This window comes from Rhodanobacter terrae (genome assembly GCF_042657005.1).
GTDB classification, from domain to species: domain Bacteria; phylum Pseudomonadota; class Gammaproteobacteria; order Xanthomonadales; family Rhodanobacteraceae; genus Rhodanobacter; species Rhodanobacter terrae.
The window spans coordinates 69,810-91,664 of record NZ_JBHSNG010000002.1 but is presented as its reverse complement, the minus strand read 5'-3'; the positions used below and the strand labels follow the sequence as shown (position 1 = coordinate 91,664).

The window sequence follows — 21,855 nt, the reverse complement described above, 5'->3', positions numbered from 1 at the left end:
CGGTCCGATGCTTGAGGGGCGCCTCGCCCAGCGATGGAATCCGGGACCGAAGGCTTGCCCGTGCCCGTTCCGCGGCATGCGTCGACAGCCGGACGATGCCGGGTACGACGCGCGACCGACAGCCGCTCCTGTCCACGCACCGGCAAATCGCACAAGCCGCCAGACGTGGCCGCGCGATGCGCATGGGCGCGACCGTGCCTGGCCGGAACGGGCTCGCGCTCGATCGACGGGTGAAAAGTCGCCGGGAAACCGCCGACCCTCCGGTGCTCGCGGCTCTCGTCGTGCAAGGCATCGGTGGCCGTTGGGATCAAACCATCCACGGGTGCATCCTGATCAGAAGCGGGCAGATGACACGGCCGCGTCGGGGGTCGCCATTAAAACAGCTTTTTGCAACGCAGGTTCCTGCGCGCGGCTGGCAGTCAGCCCGCTGGCCTGGTCGGGCCTCTTGTGCGGCAACCGTTATAGTCGGCGCCGCCCCCGCCTCGCGAGAAACGCATGCACGACACGCCGCCGCCCACCAGCCTCAACACCGATGCGCTGCCCGGGGACGCACCGTACATCGCCGCCACCACGCGCTGGCTGGAACGCGCGGTGATCGGCCTCAACCTGTGCCCGTTCGCCCGCGCGCCGCATGTGCAGGGCAAGCTGCGCTTTCGGGTAAGCCATGCGCGCGACACCGACGCGTTGCTCGACGACTTGTGCGGCGAACTGCAGTCGCTGAACGCGCTGACGCCGGAGGAATGCGAAACCGGCCTGCTGATCCATCCGTTCGTGCTCACCGACTTCCTCGACTACAACGACTTCCTCGACGTGGCCGATGCGGCCGTGCAGACGCTGGGGCTGGAAGGCGAGTGGCAGGTAGCCAGCTTCCATCCCGACTACCGGTTTGCCGACTGCGCGCCGGACGCGATCGAGAACTTCAGCAACCGCTCGCCCTATCCCACGCTTCATCTGCTGCGCGAATCGAGCATCGAACGCGCGATGGACGCGATGAGCGATACCGACAGCATCTACCGGCGCAATATCGAGACGCTGCAGCGGTTGGGCACGACTGGCTGGCAGGCATTGTGGCGCGACACGGAGGATTGATCGCCCCGCTCGCAACATGCGATTCACATTCGCGCCGGATGAAGCTGTCATGCTGACGGGTGAACAATCTCCCCGATCCCTACGCGGAAAGCGTCGACCCCGGCGTGCAATGCACGACCTGCGAAGCCGTGTGCTGTCGTCTCACCGTGGTGCTGATGCCCGAAGATCACGTGCCGGCCTGGCTGATCGCCCGCGACGAACACGGCATGGAAACCCTGGCCAAGGGTGAGGACGGCTGGTGCGCCGCGGTCAATCCGAACACCTCCGGCTGCACCATCTACGAGGATCGCCCCAGCATCTGCCGCAAGTACGCGATGGGCAGCCCCAGCTGCCGCGACGAACGGCACAAGTGGTTCGGCGCAGCGATTCCTACCGCAGTGCACATGTTGTAACCCCGCTTTTGCGCGAGCGCACCCTGTGCGTGATGCTTTTGTGTGGGAGCGACTTCAGTCGCGATGCTCTCGGCTCAAGATGGGAAAAGCATCGCGACTGAAGTCGCTCCCACAAAATCGCGCACAGGGTGCGCTCCTACAGATGGCGTCGTTGTTTCACGACGCGAAAATTTGCGCGACCTCGTCGGCGGCAAGCGCACGCCATTCGCCCGGCGGCAACTCACCCAGGGTGAGCCCGCCGACCGAAATGCGCTGCAGCGTCTCGACATGATTGCCCGCGGCAGCGAACATGCGGCGCACCTGATGGTAGCGGCCCTCGGTGACGGTGAGCCGAGCATGCCGCGGCCCCCATACGTCGAGCACCGCCGGCGCCAGCGGCTCCTTCTCCGTTTCCAGCATCAGCGTGCCGCTGGCGAACAGCGCGCCTTCGTCGCCGCGCAGATCCTGCGCCAAGGTGGCCTCGTAGACCTTGGTCACCTGCGCCTTCGGCGAGATGATCCGATGAAGCAGCGCGCCGTCGTCGGTGAACAGCAGCAGACCGCTGGTATCGCGATCGAGCCGGCCCACGCTGGACAGCACCGGCGAGCGCACGTTGTAGCGCGGCGGCAACAGGTCGTAGACGACCCGGCCCGGATCCTTGCGTGAACAGGTGACGCCCAGCGGCTTGTTCATCATCAGCACCAGGCCCGGCGGCGGATCGAGCGGTTCGTCGTCGACGCGGATGGTTTCGTACGCCACCACGTCGTCGGCATACAGCACCTCGCCATCCGCGTCGGTGATGCGGCCGGAGCGGAACAACTGCGTCACGTCCTTGCGGCTGCCGTAGCCCAGGTTCGCGATTAATTTGACCAGCTTCATGGCTTGACCCGTTTCACCCACGCACTCCCGTCGCTTCGATCACCTTGAAACCCTCTTGCGTCGCCAGCGTGCGCACGTCGCGAAAATGCGCCGCCAGTATCGCCTCATACGGCAGATGCCGGTTCGCCACGATCAACAGGCGGCCATCCGGCAGCAGCGCCTCGGCCGCGCTGGTGATGAACGCGCGGCCCAGCTCCGGCAGATCGGCCCGGCCTTGATGAAAAGGCGGATTGCTGACGATGGCGTCGTAGTGCTGTGGCAGGCCGCGCGTGACGTCGTTCCAGTGCACCGCCACCGCCAGTTCGCGGCCGCAGTCGCGTTGCGCCCGGGCCAGATTGAGCCGCGCCGGCTCCAGCGCGCGCGCTTCCGCTTCGTACAGGTCGATCGCGCCCACGCCAGGGCAACGGGCGACGACCTGGCTGGCGAGATAGCCATAACCGGCACCGAGATCCGCCACGCGGCCATGCAGGTCGTGCGGCAACTGCGCGGCCAGCAGCGCCGAGGCGCGATCGATGCGATCCCAAGCGAACAGGCCGGGACGGCTGAAGTAGCCGTCGACGATGGCGCGCGGCGCATCCAGCGCCAGCCATTCGGCCAACAGGATTTGATCGATGCCGGCCGCATCCGGCGTGCTCCAGAACACCCGGCACTTGTGCTTGGACTGATGCTGCACGGTGCCGGCCACTCTCGCCAGATCCGCCTCGCCCGACTTCGCGCCCTCGGCGTTCGACATGCTGGCCAGCACGGTGCCGCCCGGCGCCGTGTGCAGCAACGCGCGGGCGAACAGCGCACGCGCCTCGTCGCGCTGGCGCGGCGGCAGCACCAGCACCAGCGGGAATACTTCACCGTCGGCCGGCTCTCCCACGCGCAGTCCGTTGCGAGCCAGCTCATCGGCAAACGGCATGAAGCCTTGCTCGCACAACCAGCCGGGCTGCGCCATCTCGCGCAGCCGCACACCGGCGCGCGCGCGCAGGAACAGCGCCCGGCCATCCGCCGGCAAGCGCAGCTCGGCCGATTCGAACGGCACAAACAAGGCCGCCAGCGCCGCATCCGGCGCGGCGGCGAAAAATCCGGCAGCAGTCACGTCATCTCTTCAGCGGTGAAACGGTGGCGGCATTGTAGGGCAATGCGAATAATCCCGATTTGTAGGAGCGCACCCTGTGCGCGAAAGCACGGTGCGATGCGGTGACGGGGTTCGCGCACAGGGTGCGCTCCTACAAGTGCCAGGGATGCTCGTTTGCTTCTGGGAGCGATGTGTAGGAGCGGCTTCAGCCGCGATGCTTTTCTGCATATCGCAAGAGCAGGAGCATCGCGGCTGAAGCCGCTCCCACAGACCGCTCCTACAAGCCGCTCCTACCTGCGGCGCTGGAATTCGGCGCGCTTGCCGGCAATTCCTCCAGCATCTGCCTGACCAGCGGCGGATAGCCGCCGTCGAAATGGTGACTGCCCTTCTTGGCGTGAACCGTCACCCAGGCCGGCAGGTTCGGCTCGTCGCAGAGGCTGTCGTCGCTGTCGTCCAGTCCGTAGTAGCAGACCACCGGCGGCCGGTTCTGCAAGGCCTGCAGCGGCGGCATGGTGTCGTAGTGCCGGATCGGGTTGACGTGCTGCAGCAGTCTCTTGACGTGCTCCTTGAACCAGCCCTGCTTGATCATGTAGCCCTCGAGTTCGATCTCGAAGGTGGCATCCCGGCTTGGCGACAGCAGCACCAGCTGGGCGATGCGCGCGCGGTTTTCCGGACTGAGCTTGTCGATGATCGTCGGCAATACATCGGCACCGAAGGAAAAGCCCACCAGCCAGACACGCCGCCTGCCCCACACGCCGACGTATTTCGTCATCAGCGCATCGAGCTGCCGCGCCGACTCCTCCGGCGTGCGTTCGCGCCAGTAGTACTTGAAGGTGTTGACGCCCAGCACCGGAATGCCGCGGTCGATGAAGGCGATGCCCAGCCGCCGGTCCAGGTCGGCCCAGCCGCCATCGCCGGAGTAGATGATCGCCATGACATCGCCCTTGCCGGCCGGTGGCGCCACGCTGATGCTGCTGACCGGCAGCACCAGGGTGGCCTGCTCCAGGCTGACCCGCGCCCACGGGCTCCAGATCAGTGCGATACCCATCAGGCCTGCGCCCACCGCTGCCAGCATGACCCAGCTCCTGCGTTTCATCGGCGTACCACGCCGGAAAGTCCGCCGGAGATCAGGCTGGCGACGTTGGCCAGGATCATCGGCAACGCGATGCCGCCAGGCACCGCCATGTAGCGCGGCTCCCATTCCGGATCGAATTTGTCTTTGTAGCGCTGCAGCCCGCGGAAGTTGTAGAAGCGCTCGCCGCGGCCGAACACCAGCGCGCCGAAGCGGTTCCACAGCGGCGCCTGGCGCCGGTTCTGCAAGCCGGCCAGCGGCGCCATGCCGAGGTTGAACCAGCGGTAACCCTCGGCCTGCGCCCACAGCATCAGTTCCACGAACAGGTAATCCATGATCCCGGTCGGGCCGTCGGGCAGGAATCGCATCAGATCCACCGACGCCTCCTCATGGGTGTCGGTGAGAAACAGGTTGGCGAACGCCACCAGGCGGTCGTTCTGCCATACCAGCGCCATCGGCGTGCGCACCAGATAGTGCGGATCGAATGCGCCAAGCGAGAAGCTTTTTTCGCGCACGTTCTTGTCGCGCAACCATGCGTCGGAGATCTCTTTCAGGCGCGGCAGCAACGGCGCCACCGCCTCGGCCGGCACGATCTCCAGCCACAAGCCATCGCGAGTCAGCTTGTTCACCGTATTGCGCAGCACCTTCTTCGATTTGCCGTCCAGATTGAACGTGTCCAGCCGCACGCGCGCCTCCTCGCCGATCTTCAGCAGGTTCATGCCCACTTCCAGATACAGATCCAGATCGGCCGGACTCACCTGATAGAACACCGGCCAGCCGCCGGCGCGCTCGCACTGCTCGAGAAACGCCCAGACCAGTTCGTGCCGCGCGTCCTCGTTGCTGCCCACCGGATCGCCCATGGTCACCCAGCTGCGGCCCTCGACGCCATACATCACGAACGCCTCGTGGGCGGCATCGAACAGCAGGCTCTTGTCGCCCATCAAGGCCAGATGCGCCTGCGCGGAGGGAAACTGCTTGATCAGTGGCAGCGCGCGGCTCAGATCCGCTTCACTGGGCGGTTCGCGATGCAGCCGCACCGGCCGGATCAGGCTGGCCAGCGCGAACAGCATGCCGGCTGCCGCCGCGGCCACCAGCGCGCGCAGGGCACGCGGCGCACCGCCCTGGTAGAAGCTGAATTCCCACCACAGGTCGGCGCCGTAATCGACGTGCTTGTAGCTGAACAGCACCAGCCAGGTGGCGCAACCGAGTATCGCCAGGATCGCCACGATCCAGCCGATCGAGAAGGTCGTGCTGAACAGCGAGGCGCGCCGGTAGAACAGCCGGCGCGCCGGCGCCAGCGCCATCGCCAGCAAGGCAAGCAGGGTCGCTTCCTCGTAGTCGATGCCTTTCAGCAGCGAGAACACCGCACCGGCCAGCAGCAGCACCAGGGTCAGCCAATAAGCCGCGTCCAGCCGGCGCTGCAGGCCGCGGGCAAGGATCAGCAACAACATGCCGATCACGCTGGCCAGCAGGTGCGAGACTTCCAGCACCGACAGCGGCAGCACGTCGCGCAGGATGGCCATGCGCACAGGCAGCGCACGGGTCGCGCCGGAAAACAGCAGCACCGCGCCCGAAACCAGGGTCAAGCCCGCGAAGAACGACGGCAGCAGGCCGGTGAACCACGGCGACAACAGGGATTTCTCGCGCAGGCCGCGCGCCTCGCGCTGCAGCACCAGCACGGTGGCCGTACACAGCGGCAGGAGGTAGTAGATGACCCGGAACGCAGCCAGCGCACCGAGAATGGGCGCGGCCAGGGCCTGGTTTCCGGTGGCGCCGAAGCCGGCCAGCATCACCGCTTCGAACACACCGAGGCCGCCGGGCACGTGACTGATCAGGCCGATGATCTGGGCGATCACGAAGATCGCCAGGAAGTGCCCGAAGCCGTTGTTCAGCGCATCGGGCATCAGCACGTAGAGCACGGCCGCGGCCAGTCCCCAGTCCAGCGCGCCGACCAGGATCTGGCGCAAGCCGGTGGCCACCGACGGCATGGTCAAGCGCCAGCGCCACACGCGCAGCGGCCTGCGAATCAGGCCGCCCGCCAGCCACGCCAGCGGCAACGAGGTCAGCAGCAAGCCCAGTGGCAAGCGGTACTCCGCCAGCATCAACCCGGACGGCAGCGGCACCCACAGCAGGGTCACTCCGGTCAGCGCCAGCAGGCCCAGCCAGAAACTGGTGGTGCAGAACAGCACCACCTTGGCCACCTCGCCGGTGGACAGGCCATTCTGGATGTAAAAGCGATAGCGGATCGAACCGGATACCAGCAGCGACATGCCCACCGCGTTGCTGAAGGCGTAGCTGATGAACGAGATCAAGGTGACCCGGGGCCATGCCAGCCGCCGCCCGATCGAGGCCAGCGCGAAGCGGTCGTACAACGTCATCACCGCATAGCCGGACAAGGTGAACAACGCAGCCAGCAGCAGGCGTGCATGCGAAATGCTCTGCACGTACTGGCGCACCTGGTGGTAGTTCACCTGCCTGGCCAGCAGATGCAGCGCCCACAGCGCCAGACACAGCATGGCCACCGAAAGCAGTGGCCCGGCGAGCCGGCGCAGCAGCACCGTGCGCTGGCTCGGCGGCGTCAGGACCTCCCCGGCGCCTTGAACCTGCTCGACTTTTTCCTGCTCCACGCGACCCGACGCCCCTTGTAAAGACCCACTAGATTGCCACACCGAAACTGACTGGCATTCTGCGGCGAACCCGGCAACCATCCGCTCCGGTCGCCACGCCATTCGGAAAGCCGCCGTACGGCGGCCGGCTCCGAACATCCGCTACGCGTTCGTCGAACCCTGTCCCAGTCGGCCCACCCAGCGGTACAGCAACAGCATCACGACGATGAATGCCGCGCCGCCGATCCACAGCGCCGGACCGTGCGCGAACGTGTCGCCGACCAGGGCGAGCGGGTAATCCTTGCCGGAAAACGCGACGAAGGCGGCGATCACCACACCGAGCAAGCCCTCGCCCACGATCATGCCCGAGGCCAGCAGCACGCCGAGTTGCTTGGTCGCCTCGGGATTCTTCGCGCTGCGGTCGGCGCGGCGGTCGAACCACCAGCCGGCGACTGCACCGACCACCACCATCAGCGTGCTCTGGGTCGGCAGGTAGATGCCCAGGCCCACCGCCAGCGGCGACAGGTGCGCGGACTTGGTCGTGCGGCGCAGCACTTCGTCGATGATGATCATCACCACGCCGACCGCCGCGCCGATCTCGATCAGGCTCCAGTCGATGTTGTTCTTGATCACGCCCTGCGCCAGCGCCGAGATCAATCCGGCCTGCGGCGCGGGCAGCGCATTGACACGCTGCGGGCCGGGGGCGCCGACGAATCCGTAGGCATGGTTGAGCAGGTCCAGGATCGGCGGAATGATCGCGGCGCCGGCGATCACGCCGATCACCAGCGCCCACTGCTGCTTGGACGGCGTCGCATCGACCAGTTGTCCGGTCTTGAGATCCTGCAGGTTGTTGTTGGCGATCGCCGCGGCGGCGAACACGATCGAGGTGATGAACAGGGCGAATGCCACCAGCGCATTCTCGCTGCCGGCGGGCAGCGCCGAGCGGATACCGAACATCAGCAGCAGCGCCGCGCTGATCACCACGATGATGCCGATGCCCGACAACGGGCTGTTGGAAGAACCGATCAGGCCAGCCATGTAGCCGCACACGGCGGACACGAAAAAGCTCATCAGCACCACGAAGATCAGCCCGCTGGCCACCAGCGCCACCACGTGGTCGCCCAGTCCGTGACCGGAGGTTATCGCGAAGTTCGCGATCAGCCAGCCGATCGGCAGCAGGCATACCAGCGAGATCAGGCCGACCTGGCCGATCGGGATGTCGTGTTCCGTGCGCGGCAGCGAGGCGGCGTTGCCGGCGCCACGCACACGCGAGGCGGCCATGGCGGAAGTCAGGCCGGTGACCACCGGCTTGACCAGCTTGGCCAGGGTCCAGATGGCGGCCACACCGATGGTGCCGGCACCCACGAAGCGGACCTTGTGGCTCCAGGTGGCGCTGGCCAGCTCCGCGATCGAGCCGGTCATCGGCACCAGCGCGGAAAAATGCGGCACGCCCCAACCCCAGCCGACCAGCGCTCCCACCAGCATCGCGATGCCGACCCACAATCCGACCAGATGGCCGATACCAAACAGCGCGAACGAGAGAAAGAAATCGAACCCGGTAACACCGCCGGTGTCGCCGCGGATGCGGAAGTAATGCACCACGTCGCCCGCGAACACCCGGGTCGCCACTACCACCGCGAACACCGCCGAGACGATCGAGCCCCACAGCACCGCGAGCAGGCCGGCGCGATTGGATTCGACGGCCGCTGCGGCGCTTACGCCCTCGCCACCGCCGGCTCCGACCTTCAGCACTTCGGCGCATGCCACGCCTTCGGGATACGGCAAATCGGAATGAGTGACCAAGGCGCGGCGCAGCGGGATCGAATACATCACGCCGAGGATGCCGCCCAGCGCGCAGATGGCGAACGAGGTCCAGTAGTTGAAGCCGGTCCACCAGCCGATCAGGATCAGGCCGGGCAGCACGAAGATGATCGACGACAAGGTGCCGGCGGCCGATGCGACCGTCTGCACGATGTTGTTCTCCTGCATCGTGGCGCCCTTGAAGTAGCGCAGCACCGCCATCGAGATCACCGCCGCCGGAATCGAGGTGGCGAAGGTCAGCCCGGCCTTGAGGCCGAAGAACACGTTGGCCGCGGTGAACACCACGGTAATCACGACGCCGATGATCACGCCGCGCAAGGTCAATTCGTTACGCGGTGTCGCGCTGGACATGGGCTGTGCACTCACGTTTGTCTCTCCCCCGGGCGGATGCTGCGGTGGAAGATAGCGTGGAATGGCAGCGGATGGTTACCCCTTGCGCCCCGGTGCTCCGGCGTGCCATGCGTCACAATGTCAGCCGGCTCTCGAAGCGCCGCGACTCGCCGGAAAGCGGATCGGCAAACGCCAGGCCCTGCGCCAGCAGCTTCAGCGGGTGCAGGTAATCGTCCTCCGACCTTTCGGCAAGCTCCGGGTACAGCGTGTCACCCGCGATCGGCGCACCCAGCGCGGCCATGTGCACGCGCAGCTGGTGCTTCCTGCCGGTGACCGGATGCAGCGCATAACGCCAGACGTCACTACCGCGCTCGACCAGCTCGATCCGCGTCTCGCTGTTCGGCGCGCCGTCGACCTCCCGCATGCGGAAGAACGGATCGCCCGCGGCGATGCGCGAGCGCCGCGACAGCGGAAATTCAAGTGCCGGCAAGGCCGCGGCCAGCGCCTCGTAACGCTTGTCGATCCGGCGCTCGCGAAACAATGCCTGATAGGCGGCCCGGCTGTCTCGGTTCGCCGAGAACAGCACCAGCCCCGCGGTCAACCGGTCGATGCGGTGCAGCGGCGCCAGTTCGGGATTGCCCAGCCGACGGATCAACCGCCGCAGCAACGTCTGCTCCACGAAGCCGCCCGCCGGCGTCACCGGCAGGAAGTGCGGCTTGTCCGCCACCACCAGATGCTCGTCCACATGCAGCACGGTTTCGGTGAACGGAATCGGCGTCTCGTCCACCACTTCGCGGTAGTAGTGGATGCGCATCCCTTCCCTATACGGCGTGTACAGCGTGATTGCGACGCCCTCCCCGTCCAGCACGCGTCCACGCGCGATGCGATCTAGCCATTGCCCGCGACTGATCGCGGCGAACTGCGCGCACAGGCCGTCGAGCGCGGTCGGCCACGCACCGCCATGCAGGTGCACGGTGCTGGCGTGGGGATCGCGGGTGAAGCATGGGACGGGCGGATTCATGGTCACCGCCAGTCTAATGCGGTCCTGCCGAACCGGCAGCCAAGTCGCCTCGCGTGCATCTCCTTAGTTGTAGGAGCCCGCTCGCGGGCGATGTTCTTGCTCTGGTTGCTTTTGAAGCGAAGAGCTTTCAGCCTCCTGCGGAGAGCCCGCCACTCCGCGCCATGAGTTCTTGTAGGAGCCCGCTCGCGGGCGATGCTCTTGCTTGTTTTCGCCCGAGAGAAAGTGACTCGGGCGCCAACGGCGCACGAAAGCTCTTTGCTTCAAATCAAACTGCAAACCAAGAGCCAAGGCTTCGCCCGCCAGCGGGCTCCTACAGGAAGAAGCCAGCATTGCGGAGATCCACTCCATCCATTCCGGCTGCAAAGGGTGAGTTGACCGCCTCACCGCGTAGAATGGTCGATTGTCGTCCCGAGGCACTCCCATGGCACTCAACTCCACCATCTACAAAGTCGAACTGCAGATCAGCGACATGGATCGGCATTACTACGCCACCCATGCGTTGACTTTGGCGCGGCATCCGTCGGAAACCGAGGAGCGTCTGATGGTGCGGCTGCTCGCGTTCGCCCTGTATGCGGACGAGCGGCTGGAGTTCGGCAAGGGCATCAGCGACGAGGACGAACCGGCGCTGTGGCGCAAGGCGTACACGGATGAGATCGAGCTGTGGATCGAGGTCGGCCAGCCGGACGAGACGCGCATCCGCAAGGCCTGCGGCCGTTCGCGCCAGGTGGTGGTTATCAACTACGGCGGCAACGCGGCGGAGATCTGGTGGAACAAGGCCGGCGCAGCGCTGGGTCGCATCAGGAACCTCACCGTGCTCGACATTCCCGCCGGCACTGTGGCTGAACTGGTCGCGCTGCTGCAGCGTGGCATGCGCCTGCAGTGCCTGATCCAGGACGGCCAACTGCAGATGATGAATGATGCCGATGCGGTCGCCGTCGATCCGCTGCGCCGCATGGCTCCCACCGAAACAGTGAGCTGAGTGACCGTGCCGATGACGGTGCATGACACAGCGCTACGCCGCGTCGTGAGCCTTGTGGCCTTGCTCAACCTGGCCTACTTCGGCGTCGAATTCACGGTGGCGCTGGCGATCGGCTCGGTCTCGCTGTTTGCCGACAGCGTCGATTTTCTGGAAGACGCCTCGGTGAATCTGCTGATCCTGCTCGCACTCGGCTGGAGTCTGAAGGCTCGAGCGCGCGTGGGCATGGGGCTGGCCGGCATCCTGCTGGTGCCCGCGCTCGCCACGCTGTGGGCGCTGTGGAGCAAGTTTCAGCTGCCCGCACCGCCGGCACCGCTGCCGCTGACGATCACCGGCTTGGGCGCGATGTTCGTCAACTTCGGCTGCGCGATGCTGCTGATGCGCTACCGCCATCGCGGCGGCAGCCTGACCCGCGCGGCGTTTCTGTCGGCGCGCAACGACGTGTTCGCGAATATCGCCATCGTGCTCGCCGGCGCAGCCACCGCGATGACGCACTCGGTCTGGCCCGACATGGTCGTCGGCGCGGGCATCATGCTGATCAACGCCGATGCGGCGCGCGAAGTCTGGCAGGCCGCTCGCAGCGAGCACCGGGACGCGACCGATCCGCATGCCTGAGCCGGGGCAAACGGGACGCCGCGCCCCGTTTGCCGGATAATCGCCGCCTCGTCCACGTTTCCATGGAGTCACCCATGCGCTGGTTGCTGTCTCTGCTCGCCGTCTTCGGCCTCGCCGCCTGCACCGCCGCGCCACCTGCCCATGCCACCGGCAGCGTGGACAAGCTCACCACGATCGACCAGAAGGTCGGCACCGGTGCTGAAGCGAAGGACGGCATGTCGGTGACCGTGCACTACACCGGCTGGCTGTACGACGACAGCGCCAAGGACAAGCACGGCATGAAGTTCGACAGCTCGCGCGATCACGGCGAGCCGTTCTCCTTCATGCTCGGCCAGGGCAGCGTGATCGCCGGCTGGGACCAGGGTGTGGCCGGCATGCGCGAAGGCGGCAAGCGCATCCTGCTGATCCCGGCAGCGCTCGGCTACGGCGCCCGCGGCGCCGGCGACGACATTCCGCCGAACGCATCGCTGGTGTTCGAGGTGGAGTTGCTGAAAGTCGGCACCCCCTGACGCCCCTCATGATTGTGCGCGTGTAGGAGCCCGCTAGCGGGCGATGGTGTTGTTCTGATTTTTCCTACCCGACATCAAATCAAGGGCATCGCCCGCGAGCGGGCTCCTACAAAAAAAGGCGCACGGTCAATCTTCCTGCGCGGCTGCCTCGCGGCCTTGCTGGCGGATGATCGCTTCCTCGCGGGCGTCGATGATCGACTGCATCACGCTGTCGACGTCTGCAATGCTTTCGTCGAACTCGAAGTGGCCGGTGAGCTCGCTGTCCGGATGCAGCTCGCCCAGCTCGTACAGCGCCCACATCTCCTCGCCGTAATACGTGTCCAGCAGTTCCGGCGCGAAGCGCGACAGGCTGATCGTGATGTTGCCCACGTCGCGCCGCAGCATCGCTCGCGCCGCGTTGTTGCCGGAGGCGCTGACCGCCTGCGGCAGATCGATGATCACCGGGCCGTCCGGCCCCACCAGCACGTTGTACTCGGACAGGTCGCCGTGGATCAGTCCCACGCACAGCATCCGCGCCACCTGTTGCATCAGGAAGCGGTGGTAGTCGCGGGCGGTGTCCGCTGACAGTTCCACTTCGCCAAGCCGCGGCGCCGAGTAGCCGTCCGCATCGGTGACCAGTTCCATCACCAGCACGCCGTTGAAATAGCCGTACGGCTTCGGCACCCGCACGCCGGCGGCGGTGAGCTGGTACAGCGCGTCGACCTCGGCGTTCTTCCAGGCGGCCTCGGCCTCTTTGCGGCCGAACTTGGTCGCCTTGCCCATGGCGCGCATCTGCCGGCTGCCACGTACCTTGCGGCCTTCCTGGTACTGCACGCGCGCCTGGAAGCTGCGTTGCGCCATGTCCTTGTAGACCTTGGCGCAGCGGATGTCATCGCCCGAGCGGACGACGTAGACGGAGGCTTCCTTGCCGCTCTTCAGCGGTCGCAGCACCTGATCGATCACGCCCTCTTCGATCAGCGCCTGCAGGCCCTTGGGTGTTTTCATGCGTGGGAAAGCTTCGGCAATTCGTGGAGTAATGCCCATTATGGCCGATCGGCGCCCCGCCCGTTCTTTCCAGAGCTCGCCGGTCAGCTCGCAGCCATCTGCCGTTCCCGCACGGCCGCCGCGATCTCGAAAGAGTGCCGTCGCGCCGCATGCTCGAACACGTTGGCAGTGATCAGCAATTCATCCGGCCGGTGGCGTGCGATGAACGCCTCGATGCCGTCCTTCACAGTGTCGGCGGCACCGATCACCGCACAGGCCAGCGCGCGCTCCACCATGAGCTTTTCCGCTGGCGTCCAGTACGACTCGATGTCGTCGATCGGCGGCGGAATCAGCCCCGGCCGCCCGCGGCGCAGGTTGATGAAACTCTGCTGCTGGGTGGTGAACAAACGCCGTGCCTCGGCATCGTTGTCGGCCGCGACCACGTTCAGAGCCAGCATTGCATACGGCTGCTGCAAGCGTGCCGATGGCTGGAAGTCGCGCCGATACAGCGCCAGTGCCTCGTCCATCGCATCCGGCGCGAAGTGGGAGGCGAACGCGAACGGCAGGCCCAATTGGGCCGAGAGTTTCGCGCTGAACAGGCTGGAGCCGAGCAGCCACACCGGCACCTCGATGCCGGCGCCGGGTACGGCACGAACCTGCTGGCCGGGCAGCGCCGGCTCGAAATAGGCGAGCAGTTCCAGCACGTCCTGCGGGAACGCATCGGCGCTGTCGAAATAACGGCGCAATGCCTTGGCGGTGGGCTGATCGGTACCCGGCGCCCGACCCAGGCCCAGGTCGATACGCCCCGGATACAGCGACGCCAGCGTGCCGAATGCCTCGGCCACCTGCAGCGGCGCATGGTTCGGCAACATGATGCCGCCGGCACCGACGCGGATGGTCGAGGTACCGCCGGCCACGTGCCCGATCAGCACGGCCGTCGCGGCGCTGGCGATACCCGGCATGTTGTGGTGCTCGGCCAGCCAGTAACGCCGGTAGCCGAGACGCTCGCCCAGCCGGGCCAGATCCAGCGTGTTGCGGAACGCCTGTGCGGCATCGCTGCCGACGGTGACTGGTGCCAGATCGAGGATGGAAAACGGAATCATGTCGCGCGCTCGCCAGACCGGAAGCTTCCGATCTGGGGACAATCGTGTCCATTGCCACCCTGGCACTCGTTCATTTTTTTCTTTTGTAGGAGCGACTTCAGTCGCGATGCTTTTGCGCTTGGTGGTCGGTTTGTAGCGAAGGAGCTTTTCGTCTGTCTTCCACCACCGAGTTATCAGGCCGCCCAGATCCTTGTAGGAGCCCGCTGGCGGGCGATGCTCTTGCTCTTGCTCTTGCTCTTTGGTTGGTGATTCGTGGACAAGCAAAAGAGAAGTGACTCGCCCTCCGCAGGAGGGTGAAAGCTCTTTGCTCCGAATGCGGAAACAACAAGCAAGAGCATCGCTCGCCAGCAGGCTCCTACAACCAAAGAAGGGCTGTGCAAAAGAACTCGGCCGTCGAAGGCGGATGAAAGCCAATGGCCTCTGGTCCGGCAACGGAGCGAGCCAGAGCATCGCGACTGAAGGCGCTTCTACAGGTGCTCCTGCCGACGTCTACAATGGCTCATTCTCACTTCATGGCACCTCGATGACTGAACCCGTTCGCCTGGCCAAACGTGTCGTCGCCCTGGCCCAGTGCTCGCGACGCGAGGCCGAGCAGTACATCGAGGGCGGCTGGGTGCGCGTCGACGGCGTCGTGGTGGAGGAGCCGCAGTTCATGGTCGACACGCAGACCGTCGAGCTCGATCCCGCGGCCAAGCTGATCCCCACCGAACCGGCCACCCTGGTGCTGCACAAGCCGGTCGGCTATGACGCCGGCGACGGCCCCAACCCCGCCAGCGCGCTGGTCACGCCGCAGAGGCGATCACCCGATGATGCCTCCGGCGTGCGCCCGCTGAAGCGGCACCTGCAGCGGCTGACCGCGCCGCTGCCGATGCCGGCCGGCGCCAGCGGCCTGCTGATCTTCACCCAGGACTGGCGCGTCACCCGCAAGCTCACCGAAGACATCGAGCGGGTCGAACAGGAGTTCGTCGTCGACGTCGAGGGCACGCTGATCCCCAACGGGCTGGCCCTGCTCAACCATGGCCTGCGCTTCAACAACTACGCGATGCCGCCGATCAAGGTCAGCTGGCAGAGCGAACAGCGGCTGCGCTTCGCATTCAAGGTCTTGCAGCCGACCCAGATCGAACCGATGTGCCAGGCGGTCGGGCTCAAGGTGCTGGCGATGAAGCGCCTGCGCGTGGGCCGCATACCGCTGGCGAAACTTCCGCCGGGGCAATGGCGCTACCTGGCGCCCGGCGAACGCATTTGAAGCCACTCGCGCTTCGTCACGCCACACCGTTCGCCCTGAGCGAACGGCGTGGGCTCGTTCGGGGCCCGCCCCTGCCCAACCGCCATCGGAACGGCTTAGACTTGCCTGCGCGTCGCGTATCGCAGTCATCCAACCATTACGGAGAGCAGCATGAGCAAGGGCCTTGATTCGAAGAAGAGCGAAAAGAAAAAGCCGGCCAAGACCATGAAGGAAAAGAAGGCCGCCAAGCAGGAAAAGAAGAAGAACAAGTAATCGGCTCCCACATGAAGGCCGGGCGGGATGTGGCCGATCACCGCGTCCCGCCGCTCCGGGGCGGCACGGCGGGACCACATTCCCGGGCGTGGTCCGGCCATGCCGGCGGATCGGCCGCGGCGCTTCCCGGCGGCTCAATTTCCGCGGCCCCTGGCCGATAGAAAGAGGCGATCGGGCGAAATCGGCACGCTGGAAGACAGGACACACCGTATGGGGGGCAGTATGTGGCGGCGCCTTTTTCGCGTCCGCGAGGCAACGGTCAGCCGCACGCGTCCGTCCGTCGCCACGCGGAAGGCTGCGCCCTCGCCCGTGCCCGCAAACCCCGCATCGCCGCCGACGACGTCGCTGGCGGAGATCGATGACCGCTTCCACCGTTTCGTGCTGGGCCTGCCCGAAGCACGATCCGACGAACCGAGCGGCGCCGAGCTGGCCACGCTCAGGCGGCTGGAACTGCTCAGCACACGTTTCGATATGCGCAGCCTGCCGCGCCTGCCGACCGTATTGCCGCAATTGCTACGCACCTTGAAGAGCGACAGAGCGGCTGGCGGCGAGCTGGCCAAGCTGGTCGGCCGCGATCCGCTGATGGTGGGCGAAGTCATGCGGGTCACCGGCAGCGTGTTCTACCGTTCGGCGCAGCCCATCACCAGCTTGCAGCATGCGGTGGTGCTGCTCGGTCAGGACGGGCTGCGCCGGGTGATCACCCAGCACGTCATGAAGCCGATCCTGCAGGCCAACGTGGGCACGCTGGGCCACGCCGCCGGCGAACGTTTATGGGAACACGCCGAGCGCTGTGCGCATGCATGCGCGTGGCTGGGCCGCAGCTCGGGCTGCGATGCGTTCGAGGCCTACCTGGCCGGCATCGTCTGCCACACCGGCACCGGTGCCGTGGTGCGCTTGCTGGATCAGCTGATGCCTGCCGAGACTCCGCCGCTCTCCTCCGGCTTCCTCAAGGGCTGCTCGAAGCTCGCGGCGCGGCTATCGCTGCAGGCCGCGCAACACTGGGAGCTGCCGCCGCGGGTGATCGAGGCGATGACCGAATGCCAGGGTCCGCCCACCCCGACCGGGTCGGCACTGGGCCGAACCCTCTCGGTAGCCGACACGCTGGCGATAGCCCAGTTGCTGGTCGAACACGACCGGCTCGCGGCCGATCTTGACCTCAGTCACAGCTGGCCCGATATCCTCGGGCCGAACCTGCTGGCCCGCTGCCAGCAGGACCTGCGAAGACAGTTTGCCGAAGAAGCCGGTAGGACCTGAGCGGCTCAGTACTGGCCCATGTAGTCCCGCTTGCCGATATCCACCCCGTTGTGGCGCAGCAGCGCATACGCCGTGGTGACGTGGAAGAAGAATTGCGGCAGGCCATAGCTCAGCAGATAGGCCTGTCCGTCGAACCGGCGCTCCTTCGGCGTGCCCGCGCGAACGACGATCTCGCGCCGCGCGCTGCCGTCGAACTGCGCCGGCGTGAAGCCATCGATGAAGCCCAGCGTGCGGGCGATCAGGTCGCGCAGTTCGCCGAACGTCTGCTCCTCGTCGTCGTATTTCGGCACGTCGGCGCCAGCCAGCCGCGCCGACACGCCGCGCGCGAAATCGCAGGCGATCTGCACCTGGCGGCGCAACGGGAACATGTCCGGAAACAACCGCGCCTGGGTCAACGCAGCCGGCTCGATGTTCTTCTCGGCAGCGTACGCTTCCGCCTTGGCCAGGATCGCGGCGAGACTGCCGAGCATCTGCCTGAAGACGGGGATGGAGCTGGTGTACATGGGGTCGGTCACGGGCTGCTCCTTGGATCGGTGAGGTGGGGAATCGGCATAGCCTAACCGGTCGACGGCGCAACCTGGCGGCATGCGGCCATCGCCGAGCGTGCTGTTACCGCAGATCGAGATGCATCGGCTGAGTGACCAGACCGGTATCGCTGACCCGTAGCGGGCCGCCGGGCACGAAGCCGAAGTGCAGGTATACCGGTACCGCCATGGCGGAGGCCTTCAAGGTGAAATGACGCGTACCGGCGCGGCGCACCGCGTCGCGCATCGTACGCTGCCACAGCTGGCGCGCAATGCCGTGGCCGTGCAGGCGGGTGCTGACGAAGAACTGGAACAGGTGCGCGTCATCGCGCATCGCCGCCACCCCGACCAGACGATCGCCGTCCAGCCACGCCAGATGAAAGCGCTGGCCGTCCCGGATCTTCTGACGTATCACTCTCGCGGTCATGCCGTAGAGCAATGGCACGGCCGCACTGGCCGGTTGCTCCGGCAGTATCCAGCGCCGGGTCATGCGGCGCGCCAGCAGGCCGATGGCTAGCGCATCCTGCGGGCGGCCGAGACGGTAACTTATCCTCATCGGCGTCACTCGTCCGCGCGAAACACCAGGCTGCAGCAGGTCACCGCGCCTTCCGCCTTCTGCAATTCGGACACGTCGACGGCCATCACCTGGAAGGCGGCGTCGAGCAGCCGCTGCCGCGTGCGCGGGAAACTGGCCGGCATCACCAGTGCATCGCCGATACGCAGCACGTTGGCGGCATGCGGCTCGGCGGGGTCGACCTCGATGATCTTGAAATCGGTGAACCGGTCGCGGTCCACCCACTCCGGTTGCAGCAGCAGCGTGTCATCGCCGATCTGGGTCGCGGCGGACTTCAGGTGCAGGCAGCCGCGGGTGGGCACCGCCTGCACGGCGTAGCCATGGCCGGCCAGCAGCTCGCGCAACTGCGCGATGCCCGCTGCATTGCTGCGCGCCGATTCGCCGACGTACAGCGTGCGGCCGGCGCGCAACACATCGCCGCCATCCAGCGTGCCCGGCGCCGCTATCGCCAACACCGGCCGGTGATCGCGCAGCACCTCGGCCACGCTGGCCACCTCGGGGCGGCGGGACAAGGCGCCGGGCCGGGTCAGCACGGCGACCTCGTCCAGCACGATCGCCACGTCCTCGACGAAGACCGAGTCGGGCAAGCCGGACTCGGCCGGCAAGGCCAACAGGCGGCAACCGAGTATTTCCAGCGCACGCTGATATTCGCGATGCTGCGCACTGGCACGTGCCACATCGATCGGCTCGCGCGATACATACGAGAGCTCGCAATCGCCGAGGGCGGGACTGACTTCACGGGTAACGGCGATCCACATGGTGGTTCCTTGGACAAGTACGACTCAGGGATGGCGGGCCTGCCATGCAGCGAGCGCAGCGCGGTAGCGTTCGAGGGCTTCCTCGTAGATGTCGTACACGCAACGCACGCAACCTTCGCCGCAGCAATCGGCAGCGTCCGGCTCGACGGGCGGCACGGGCGGCGGATCGGCGGGATCCGGCGCCGGCGGCGTGGATTCACCGGGACTCGCGGCGTTCCTGTCTGCATCGTGTGGGCGGCGTATATGCCATCTCGATGGCCGATGGTGCAGCTCATCGCCGCCGCAGCTCAAGCAGGCCGTGTGGTGAGCACGCACGGCCTGCCTCGGTTCCTGCGGCTACTTCGTGGCCGGCTTGCGGAAGCGGTAGATGAACTGATCGGTGTGGCCGCGTATCGACTTGTCGAACACCTTGATGGTGTGCGGATCGTGCGGGTTGCGCAGCGCGTCGCTCTCGCCGTCGAACACGAAGCCGGCCGCTTCCACCTGCTTCTTCACGATCGCCGGATCGATCCGATGCAGCGTGTCGGTGTCGGCCATGCCGGAGCCCGCCGGCGCCACGTGATCGATGATCACCCACAGGCCACCGGGCTTGAGCGCGTCGAACACCTGCTTGTTGAGCACCGCCGGGTCGACCTTGCCCATGAACTTGTCGGGGTAGTCGTGATAGTTCTGCGAAGTGAACACCAGGTCGACCGGCTCCGGCACGCTGAGCTGGTTCGCCGGCTGGGCCAGCACGCTGACGTTGGCGTAGTGCGGATCGGCGGCGAGCTTTTGCGAACCGGCCAGATCATCAGCATCCTCTTTCGCATATTCGTTCGGCCATAGCGCATAGACATGGCCTTTCGATCCCACGATCGCGCTGAACACGCGGGTGAAATAACCGCTGCCGGGAATCAGCTCCAGCACCTTCTGGCCTGGTTTGACCTCGGCGAATGTCATCACCGCCGCGATCTTGCGGCGGCCATCGTTGGACACATCCGCCTGCCGGGCCGGATCGCCGATGGCTTTGGCCACGACGGAGGAAACGGCCCCGGGATGCGGATTCGAAACCCGCGCCAGCGCCACCGAGGGAAGCGCGAGGGCAATCAATACAGCAAGAACAGTCGGACGCATGACGTACTCCGTTCATGGGCAAGGTGGCGCCGATTGTGCACCCAAATAACCTGCGCGGCCCTGTGCCGCTTGGCATGGTGCAATGCCCCGGCTCAAGACCCATGCTTGTCCGCAAGGGCTGCGTAGCCGCGCACCTGACAGCGCCCGCACACGTTGGTAAAAGCAGGTACTGTCGCTTTGCCTAACTGAAGACAGGAGCATCTATGCTGTCGCTTCGCAGAGGAATCCCGTTGGGTTGTGCGCTGCTGCTGGCTTGCACACTCGCGACCAGCCACGCGCAATCGGCCGCACAGTGGCAAGCCCGCCAGATCGAGGCCTCGCGCCAGTCCGAGCAGATCATGCAGGACGCCAACAAGCGCAAAAGTCTGCTGGCCCAATACCAAGTCATGCGCTACGCCTATGTGCAGAACAAGGACCCTGCCTTCCATATCATCTTCGGCCAGTACCTGAGCTGGTACCAGACCTTCATCGGCGACTATCCGGACGCCGCGACCAGCTTCTCGATCAGGCAGGCGGCGTTACCGGATGACCGCCCCTCGCCGCTGATCAACCCCGGTTACACCGCCCGTCCGGCGTTGGATGTCATTCCCGAATTGGCCAAAAACTATCGCGCGGTGTTTTTCAACGAAGCGCACAACATACCGCTCACTCGCACGCTGACCGTGCAGCTGCTTGGCAAATTGCGTGCAGAGGGCTTCAACTATTTTGCCGCCGAAACGCTCTACCAGACCGACACCGGATTGCAGGCGCGCGGCTACCCGATCAAGGCGAGTGGTTTCTACACTGAAGAGCCGATCTGTGCCGAAATGGTCCGTGTCGCCCTGAAGCTCGGCTTCAAGGTGATCGCCTACGAAGCACTCTCCAACGCCACCGGCGACGCCCGCGAAGCCGAACAGGCACGCAACATCTATCGGCAGATATTCAAGAAGGATCCGAATGCACGGTTGGTGCTCGATGCCGGTTATGCGCATATCCAGGAATCGGGCGTCTATCTCGGCGGATCCTCCATGGCCGAGCATCTTCACAAGCTTTCCGGCATCGACCCACTCACCGTGGAACAGACCATGCTGTTTCCGCATCAGTCTGGCGACGATGACCATCCCTATTACACCGCGGTCATGCAAAAGCTGCGGCCGAAGATGCCGATCGTGTTCATGAGCAAAGCAGGCAAACCGTGGTCGCTGCGTCAAGGGTATGACGTAAGCGTGTTCTTTCCGCCACAGGAAATGCGACATGGACGCCCTACATGGCTCAGTCTCGGCGGCCTGCGCATGCCCTATTTCGTCAGCGGCGAACGCTGTCGACGTTCATACCCGTGCCTGGTGGAGGCGCGATATGCCAATGAAGGTGACGACGCTATTCCAGCCGACCTCGTGGCGCTCGATCCAGTACCCCTGAATGCAGTGGAAGATGAACGTATTCGCTTCCATCAAGGCGCGCCTTTCAGTGACCTTTATCTTCGGCCGGGTAAATACAGATTGACTTACAGCGATCTAGACGCCCATGAGTTGTTTCAGCAGGAAATTACCGTCCCGGACGGAAATCAAGCCGAGTCATCCGGCTACTCCGATCCGCCTCAGGTACCGCCAAAAATCGGGGCTGCCACGAGCGCGGCGGGGCCGTAAGCATCGTCCGCCCCCAACGCCTTGGTCAAGGCAGACCCCGGCTAAGGCGTGCGACAGGCATGACTACTGTCCTAGGCAGGCTTTGTCACGT

The 21,855-nt window shown here is 65.6% G+C and carries 21 protein-coding genes; 8 read left to right on the top strand and 13 right to left on the bottom strand.

All coding sequences use genetic code 11. The features are described 5' to 3' along the window. The first annotated feature begins 495 nt into the window (after nt 1-495). On the top strand, nt 496-1,089 hold the full coding sequence (locus ACFPPB_RS02310) for a DUF1415 domain-containing protein (RefSeq protein WP_377324015.1): 594 nt from the start codon (nt 496-498) through the stop codon (nt 1,087-1,089). 59 nt (nt 1,090-1,148) lie between these two features. Continuing rightward, a complete protein-coding gene (locus tag ACFPPB_RS02305; RefSeq protein ID WP_377324013.1) occupies nt 1,149-1,481 on the top strand; it encodes a YkgJ family cysteine cluster protein in 333 nt (110 codons plus the stop codon). Nucleotides 1,482-1,637: 156 nt separating this feature from the next. Here ACFPPB_RS02305 and ACFPPB_RS02300 read toward each other — a convergent pair whose 3' ends face one another. The 6 genes from ACFPPB_RS02300 to ACFPPB_RS02275 form a co-directional block, all read right to left on the bottom strand. Then, nucleotides 1,638-2,339: a pseudouridine synthase gene (locus tag ACFPPB_RS02300; RefSeq protein WP_377324011.1), complete on the bottom strand. Its 702-nt coding sequence runs from the start codon at nt 2,337-2,339 to the stop codon at nt 1,638-1,640. A 13-nt stretch (nt 2,340-2,352) separates the two neighbouring features. Continuing rightward, complete coding sequence (locus tag ACFPPB_RS02295) at nt 2,353-3,423, bottom strand: class I SAM-dependent methyltransferase (RefSeq protein ID WP_377324009.1); 1,071 nt, start codon at nt 3,421-3,423, stop codon at nt 2,353-2,355. 256 nt (nt 3,424-3,679) lie between these two features. Next, nucleotides 3,680-4,477 (bottom strand): AcvB/VirJ family lysyl-phosphatidylglycerol hydrolase, encoded by a 798-nt coding sequence (locus ACFPPB_RS02290; protein WP_377324007.1) that lies wholly within the window; start codon nt 4,475-4,477, stop codon nt 3,680-3,682. Nucleotides 4,478-4,494: 17 nt separating this feature from the next. Continuing rightward, a complete protein-coding gene (mprF, locus tag ACFPPB_RS02285) occupies nt 4,495-7,101 on the bottom strand; it encodes a bifunctional lysylphosphatidylglycerol flippase/synthetase MprF (RefSeq protein ID WP_377324005.1) in 2,607 nt (868 codons plus the stop codon). A gap of 141 nt (nt 7,102-7,242) precedes the next feature. Then, on the bottom strand, nt 7,243-9,252 hold the full coding sequence (locus ACFPPB_RS02280) for an OPT family oligopeptide transporter (protein WP_377324476.1): 2,010 nt from the start codon (nt 9,250-9,252) through the stop codon (nt 7,243-7,245). Nucleotides 9,253-9,364: 112 nt separating this feature from the next. Beyond that, nucleotides 9,365-10,252 (bottom strand): pseudouridine synthase, encoded by an 888-nt coding sequence (locus ACFPPB_RS02275; protein ID WP_377324003.1) that lies wholly within the window; start codon nt 10,250-10,252, stop codon nt 9,365-9,367. A 421-nt stretch (nt 10,253-10,673) separates the two neighbouring features. On the opposite strand from ACFPPB_RS02275, the gene ACFPPB_RS02270 reads away from it, so the two are divergent. From ACFPPB_RS02270 to ACFPPB_RS02260, 3 genes are all read left to right on the top strand, one after another. After that, nucleotides 10,674-11,231, top strand: a complete 558-nt coding sequence (locus ACFPPB_RS02270; RefSeq protein WP_377324001.1) for a YaeQ family protein — start codon at nt 10,674-10,676, stop codon at nt 11,229-11,231. Nucleotides 11,232-11,243: 12 nt separating this feature from the next. Further along, on the top strand, nt 11,244-11,843 hold the full coding sequence (locus ACFPPB_RS02265) for a cation efflux transmembrane domain-containing protein (RefSeq protein WP_377323999.1): 600 nt from the start codon (nt 11,244-11,246) through the stop codon (nt 11,841-11,843). A gap of 74 nt (nt 11,844-11,917) precedes the next feature. Next, entirely contained in the window at nt 11,918-12,352 is a 435-nt protein-coding gene (locus tag ACFPPB_RS02260; protein ID WP_377323997.1) for an FKBP-type peptidyl-prolyl cis-trans isomerase, read from the top strand. A gap of 126 nt (nt 12,353-12,478) precedes the next feature. Here the strand turns inward: ACFPPB_RS02260 and ACFPPB_RS02255 are convergent, their stop codons facing one another. Together ACFPPB_RS02255 and ACFPPB_RS02250 are read right to left on the bottom strand one after the other, a co-directional pair. Continuing rightward, nucleotides 12,479-13,336, bottom strand: a complete 858-nt coding sequence (locus tag ACFPPB_RS02255; RefSeq protein WP_377323995.1) for a PA4780 family RIO1-like protein kinase — start codon at nt 13,334-13,336, stop codon at nt 12,479-12,481. A gap of 83 nt (nt 13,337-13,419) precedes the next feature. Continuing rightward, nucleotides 13,420-14,418: an LLM class flavin-dependent oxidoreductase gene (locus ACFPPB_RS02250; RefSeq protein WP_377323993.1), complete on the bottom strand. Its 999-nt coding sequence runs from the start codon at nt 14,416-14,418 to the stop codon at nt 13,420-13,422. 523 nt (nt 14,419-14,941) lie between these two features. Between ACFPPB_RS02250 and ACFPPB_RS02245 the strand changes: the two genes are divergently transcribed. Both ACFPPB_RS02245 and ACFPPB_RS02240 read left to right on the top strand, forming a co-directional pair. After that, a complete protein-coding gene (locus ACFPPB_RS02245) occupies nt 14,942-15,664 on the top strand; it encodes an rRNA pseudouridine synthase (protein WP_377323991.1) in 723 nt (240 codons plus the stop codon). Nucleotides 15,665-16,225: 561 nt separating this feature from the next. Further along, nucleotides 16,226-17,170: an HDOD domain-containing protein gene (locus tag ACFPPB_RS02240; protein WP_377323989.1), complete on the top strand. Its 945-nt coding sequence runs from the start codon at nt 16,226-16,228 to the stop codon at nt 17,168-17,170. Nucleotides 17,171-17,175: 5 nt separating this feature from the next. Here ACFPPB_RS02240 and ACFPPB_RS02235 read toward each other — a convergent pair whose 3' ends face one another. From ACFPPB_RS02235 to ACFPPB_RS02215, 5 genes are all read right to left on the bottom strand, one after another. Beyond that, on the bottom strand, nt 17,176-17,685 hold the full coding sequence (locus tag ACFPPB_RS02235) for a DUF1993 domain-containing protein (protein WP_377323987.1): 510 nt from the start codon (nt 17,683-17,685) through the stop codon (nt 17,176-17,178). 94 nt (nt 17,686-17,779) lie between these two features. Further along, on the bottom strand, nt 17,780-18,250 hold the full coding sequence (locus ACFPPB_RS02230) for a GNAT family N-acetyltransferase (RefSeq protein ID WP_377323985.1): 471 nt from the start codon (nt 18,248-18,250) through the stop codon (nt 17,780-17,782). A 5-nt stretch (nt 18,251-18,255) separates the two neighbouring features. Beyond that, a complete protein-coding gene (locus tag ACFPPB_RS02225; protein WP_377323983.1) occupies nt 18,256-19,026 on the bottom strand; it encodes a dimethylarginine dimethylaminohydrolase family protein in 771 nt (256 codons plus the stop codon). A gap of 24 nt (nt 19,027-19,050) precedes the next feature. Continuing rightward, the gene (locus ACFPPB_RS02220) at nt 19,051-19,182 is read right to left on the bottom strand and encodes an oxidoreductase-like domain-containing protein (protein WP_377323981.1); all 132 of its coding nucleotides are present in this window, start codon (nt 19,180-19,182) and stop codon (nt 19,051-19,053) included. Nucleotides 19,183-19,362: 180 nt separating this feature from the next. After that, the gene (locus ACFPPB_RS02215; RefSeq protein WP_377323979.1) at nt 19,363-20,139 is read right to left on the bottom strand and encodes a class I SAM-dependent methyltransferase; all 777 of its coding nucleotides are present in this window, start codon (nt 20,137-20,139) and stop codon (nt 19,363-19,365) included. 203 nt (nt 20,140-20,342) lie between these two features. On the opposite strand from ACFPPB_RS02215, the gene ACFPPB_RS02210 reads away from it, so the two are divergent. Next, a complete protein-coding gene (locus ACFPPB_RS02210; protein ID WP_377323977.1) occupies nt 20,343-21,764 on the top strand; it encodes a hypothetical protein in 1,422 nt (473 codons plus the stop codon). The last annotated feature ends 91 nt before the right edge of the window (nt 21,765-21,855 follow it).